A 5,209-nucleotide genomic window follows, 5' to 3' on the forward strand; every position below is an offset into this window, starting at 1 on the left:
GGACGATCCTGCTGCTTACCTTCCTGTTCGTGGCCGCGCTGCCGGGCGTCGGCGCGCTGTTCCTGCGGGTCTACGAGAACTCACTCGTTCGCCAGACGGAAGCGGAGCTGGTCGGCCAGAGCGCGGCACTGGCGGCTGCGGCGATCGTCGAATGGCCGGGCGTTCACGCGCGCGCGCTGCCGCAGCAGATTGTCCCACAGCCGCCGTCGGTCGATCTGCGCATGACGCGCATCCTGCCGGAGCGACCCAAGCCCCGGCCCTCGGCAGGACCGGAGGGGCGCGCAACGCTCGTCTGGGGCCATCATATGCGGCCAGTCCTGCAGCTGACCTCGCGCACCACGCTGGCATCGATCCTGCTGCTCGACGCGAACGGCCGCATCCTCGTTGGTTCACAGACGGGAGCCTCCTACGCCGATCTGCCAGAGGTGCGATCGGCGCTGGACGGCCAGCGGGCGACGACGCTCCGCCGCAATGGCGCCTACCGGCAGCACTACGTGCTCGAATGGTTGAGCCGGGCGTCGGACCTGCGCATCCACCACGCCCACCCGATCGTCGCCGACGGGCGCGTCATCGGCGTGCTGTTGCTGTCACGCTCCCCGCGCGTGCTGCTTGCTGGGATCTACGAGGATCGGGGCAAGATCGCGCTCGGCATCGTGCTGATCTTCGCGACGTTGGTCGTTCTGAGCGGGCTGCTTTCGCGCGGCATCGTCCGGCCAGTCGAGGCGCTGGGCGACGCGACGCGGGCGGTCGCGAGCGGCGGGGGGTCGGTGCCGCCTGCCCCGACCACCGCCGCCGTCGAGATCCAAGCGCTCTACCAAGACTTCGGCGTAATGGCCGAGGCAATCGAACGGCGCTCCCGCTACCTGCGCGATTTCGCGCACGCGGTCAGCCATGAGTTTAAGACGCCCTTGGCCGGGATCGGCGGTGCGGTCGAGTTGCTCCAGGACCATTCCGACATGGGCGCAGCAGATCGCGAACGGTTCCTCGCCAACATCGGCGCGGATGCGGCGCGCCTGAACCAGCTCGTCAGTCGCCTGCTCGACCTCGCCCGCGCCGATATGGCCGAGGTTGTAGAGGGCGCCGCCACGGACCTGTCCGACGTCATGCGCCGTGTGGCGGATGCCTTCACTGGTGCCGACTTCAACGTCGTGCCGGAACCGGCCGCGGCGCTGCCGAGCGTCGCTGTGCCGTCGGCGGTGATCGAGACGGTGCTAACCGGCTTAATCGAGAACAGCCGACAGGCTGCCGCATCCCGGGTCTCAATCGCGGCACGGGCAGCGGGCGGTTTTGTAGAATTGGCGTTCCGGGACGACGGCCCAGGCATTCCTGCCGGCGATCGCGACCGCATCTTCGAACCCTTCTTCACCAGCCGTCGTACATCGGGCGGCACCGGGCTAGGGCTGCCAATCATCCGCTCGCTGCTCCATGCGCATCACAGCATGATATTGCTCGACCGGGACGACGGCAGAGGCGCGGGCTTCCTCGTCACGCTGCCGGCATGCGCCGCCGTGCCAACGCGGAAGGCGTAGATCGTGCGAGGAAGGCCGGTCGCATTATCGGCGCTGATGATCGTCGCCACCATCGCGACTGGTCTCACGATCAGGCTGGCGCCGCTCGGGCTCCCGCACGCCTTCGTCAAACATGGCGGATCGCTGATGTGGGCGCTCATGATCTACTGGATCGTTTCGTCCGTTCGCCCGCTTTGGCAGCTCATGCGCAGCGCTCTCGTATCGAGCGCGATCGCGTTTTGCGTCGAAGTCTTCAAGCTCTATCACACGCCGCTGCTCGACGCCTTTCGGCTGACCTTGCCCGGCAAGCTGCTCCTTGGGCGCGTGTTCTCGCTATGGGACCTGGTCGCCTACGCGGTTGCAATCATCGTCGGCGTTATGGCGGACCATATGATCTGGTCCAGTATGCAGCGCCTGCCACCTGCTGAGCGCCAGAATGAGCCGCGATTGGGAGCAATTGGGCCGGCCGGTCAACAGCCTCGCTAGACCGGAAACGTCACGGCTTTATCGGCTTCGACCCACAAGCAGACGTTCAGGCCTCTTCCCTCACTTCCCAACTTCGGACGCTGGTTCATATTTGTACGAAAGGCGGCAGCGGTCCTCAAAACAAGATTACACCGACATTCGCGCGGTCTTTCCCGCTTTCCTACGTTGGCCATTCGTTTATTTGGTTGGACGTCAACTCGCTCCGCTTTCTGTACGGTCCACATGGAAGACAAACAGCCATGGCAGTCGTGAAGTGACATATTTGGGAACGCCGATTGCCCGACCATCCGTGGGTTGTCGTCCGGTCTCGATTCCACCGATAAATAGTGTCAAGATTGCGATCGAATTCACATACTACCAAGCCTCGCGCGGTAGGAAGATCATGCCCCAACGAGATCGAGCTACTACGCGCATTGATCGAGCGCGCCTTTGGTTTGGACCCGCACGGCCACGCAACCTACCAAGATCCTCGACATGGCTGCGACACGAGCGCGGACCAAACGATCGAGGGGATGCACGTTATGACGACCATGAGCCCGACTGAGATGGCGCAGCGCCTTGGCGGCGGATTACTGTCGTTTCCCGTCACGCATTTCGATGCCGACGGCGCGTTCGTCGAGGACGGGTATCGAAAGCATTGCGCCTGGATGCTCGAGCACGAACTGTCCGGCCTGTTCGCGGCGGGCGGCACGGGCGAGTTCTTTTCGCTGACGCCAGCCGAAGTCGCGCAGGTCGTCGGCGCCGCGGTGGCCGAAGCCGGCGGACGTCTGCCGGTGATCTCGGGCTGTGGCTACGGCACCGCGATCGCCACCGGGATCGCACGCGATGCGGAGAAGGCCGGCGCGGACGGCCTGTTGCTGCTGCCCCCCTATCTGGTCGGATCGAAGCAGGAGGGGCTTGCCGCGCATGTCGAGGCGGTCTGCAAGGCGACCGGGCTAGGCGTGATCGTCTACAACCGCGACAATGCGATCCTCGACGACGATACGCTGGCCGGGCTGTGCGACCGCAATCCCAACCTCGTCGGCTTCAAGGACGGCGTCGGCGACATCGAGCTGATGACGCGCGTCTATGCGCGAATGGGCGACCGGCTGACCTATATCGGCGGCCTGCCGACCGCCGAAACGTTCGCGACGCCGTATCTAACGATGGGCGTCACGACCTATTCGTCGGCGATCTTCAACTTCCTGCCCGAATGGGCGCTGGCGTTCTACAAGGCCGTGCGCGCCGACGACCGGGTCGAGGTGCTGAACCAGCTGCGCGATTTCGTGCTGCCCTACATCACGCTGCGCAACCAGGGCCGCGGTTATGCGGTGTCAATCGTCAAGGCGGGCATGCGTGTCGTCGGCCGCGATGCCGGGCCGGTGCGCTCGCCGCTGACCGATTTGTCCGCAGCCGAGGACGAGCGGCTCCGCGTGCTGATCGAGAAGGTCGCCCCCACCGCTCTTGCCAAGGCGGCGTGACAGCGGGCGAAAACCGACGGATAGTGCGGCGATGATGTTCGAACTCAGCCAGCTTCGCTGCTTCGTCGCCGCCGCCGAGGAACTCCATTTCGGGCGCGCGGCACAGCGCCTGAACATGACGCAATCGCCGCTCAGCCGACAAATCCAGCTGCTCGAGCGGATCCTCGACGTGACGCTGCTCGAACGCACCAGCCGGCAGGTGAGCCTGACGCCCGCCGGTCGCGTGTTCCTGATCGAGGCGCGGCGGATCGTCCGGCTGTCGGAGAGTGCGGCGCTGTCGGCGCGGCGCGTGGCGAAGGGCGATGCGGGACGCGTAGCGATCGGCTTCACCGCGGTGTCGGGGTATAATCTGGTGCCGCAGATCGTCGCGCAAGCGAGAGCGAGCCTGCCCAATATCGACCTCGAACTGCGCGAGATGGTGACGACCGACCAAGTCGATGCGCTGCTGACCGGGCTGATCGACATCGGCTTCGTGCGGCCGCCGCTCGATCGTCACGAGTTCGACACCGTCTGCGTACAGGTCGAGCCGCTCGTCGTCGCGCTACCCGCGGGGGATCCGCGACAGGCGAAGGCGGTGCTCGAACTGGGTGATTTCGATGGCCTGCCGCTGATCATGTATGCGCGGCAGGGCGCGGGGTATTTCCACCAGATGCTTATCGGGCTGTTCGACGCGGCCGGCGTGTCGCCGCACTATGTCCAGCACGTGACGCAGATCCATTCGATGCTGGGGCTCGTCCATGCCGGCCTCGCCGCGGCAATCGTGCCGGAATCCGCATCGGGGCTGCACATGAACGACGTGCAGTTCCGCCGGCTTGCGACCGAGCCCGAGAAGCCGGTCGAGCTGCACATGGCGTGGCGGCGCGACAACGGTAACCCGGCGCTGGAGCCGATGCGGCGACTGTGCGCCGAAACCGCGGCGTGATCGACCGGCGCGCGGTGCTCGCCGGGCTCGTAGCGACACCGGCGCTGGTTGCTGCGCGTACACCGGCGAGCCCCGTCGCGACGACGCGATACGGGCGGGTGCGCGGGACGGTCGACCGGGACGTGCTGGTCTTTCGCGGGGTGCGCTACGGCGCGGATACGCGGGCGCGGCGGTTTGCGCATGCGGTGCCGCCGACGCCGTGGAACGACATTGCCGACGCGACGCACTACGGCGCAGCCTCGCCACAGACCAAGGCGACCGAGGCGACCAGCGAGGATTGCCTGTTCCTCAACGTCTGGACGCCTGCGCTCGACGCGTCGCGCCGGCCGGTCATGGTCTATATCCACGGCGGCGCGCATGCGCACGGGTCCGGGTCCGATCCGCTGTATGATGGCGGCAATCTTGTGCGGCGCGGCGACGTGGTGGTCGTTACCTTGAACCACCGGCTGGCGGCGCTCGGCTACGCGTATCTCGCGCAGCTTGGCGGGCCGGCGGAGTCGGGGAACGTCGGCAATCTCGACATCGTCCTCGCGCTGCAATGGGTGCGCGACAACATCACGGCGTTCGGCGGCGATCCGGGGCGAGTGATGCTGTTTGGCCAATCGGGTGGTGGCGCCAAGATCGTCACGCTGATGGCGATGGCGGAGGCGCGCCCGCTGTTTCACGCCGCCGCGACGATGAGCGGCCAGCACGTTACGGCGGCCGGGCCGAACCACGCGACGATCCGGTCGCGGGCGTTCATGGCGAAGGCGGGCGTAGCCGAGACCGATCTGTCGCCATTGCTGACACTGCCGGTCGAGAAGGTGGTGGAGGCGCTGGGCGCTACCGATCCG

The 5,209-nt window shown here is 66.4% G+C and carries 5 protein-coding genes; all 5 read left to right on the plus strand.

What is annotated here, in order from left to right; translation table 11 throughout:
* On the plus strand, positions 1 to 1,529 hold a 1,529-nt coding region (locus sphst_RS14660), incomplete at its 5' end, for a sensor histidine kinase (RefSeq protein ID WP_107045754.1).
* 36 nt (positions 1,530 to 1,565) lie between these two features.
* Complete coding sequence (locus sphst_RS14665; RefSeq protein WP_081877687.1) at positions 1,566 to 1,994, plus strand: ribosomal maturation YjgA family protein; 429 nt, start codon at positions 1,566 to 1,568, stop codon at positions 1,992 to 1,994.
* Positions 1,995 to 2,515: 521 nt separating this feature from the next.
* On the plus strand, positions 2,516 to 3,454 hold the full coding sequence (gene kdgD / locus sphst_RS14670) for a 5-dehydro-4-deoxyglucarate dehydratase (RefSeq protein WP_031395377.1): 939 nt from the start codon (positions 2,516 to 2,518) through the stop codon (positions 3,452 to 3,454).
* A gap of 31 nt (positions 3,455 to 3,485) precedes the next feature.
* A complete protein-coding gene (locus sphst_RS14675) occupies positions 3,486 to 4,376 on the plus strand; it encodes a LysR substrate-binding domain-containing protein (protein ID WP_234387677.1) in 891 nt (296 codons plus the stop codon).
* Positions 4,355 to 5,209, plus strand: an 855-nt coding sequence (locus tag sphst_RS21325) for a carboxylesterase family protein (protein ID WP_234387678.1), incomplete at its 3' end; no start/stop codon positions are given. The genes sphst_RS14675 and sphst_RS21325, both read left to right, overlap by 22 nt.

Origin of the sequence: Sphingomonas sp. STIS6.2 (genome assembly GCF_000732685.2) — a bacterium.
GTDB classification, from domain to species: Bacteria; Pseudomonadota; Alphaproteobacteria; order Sphingomonadales; family Sphingomonadaceae; genus Sphingomonas; species Sphingomonas aerolata.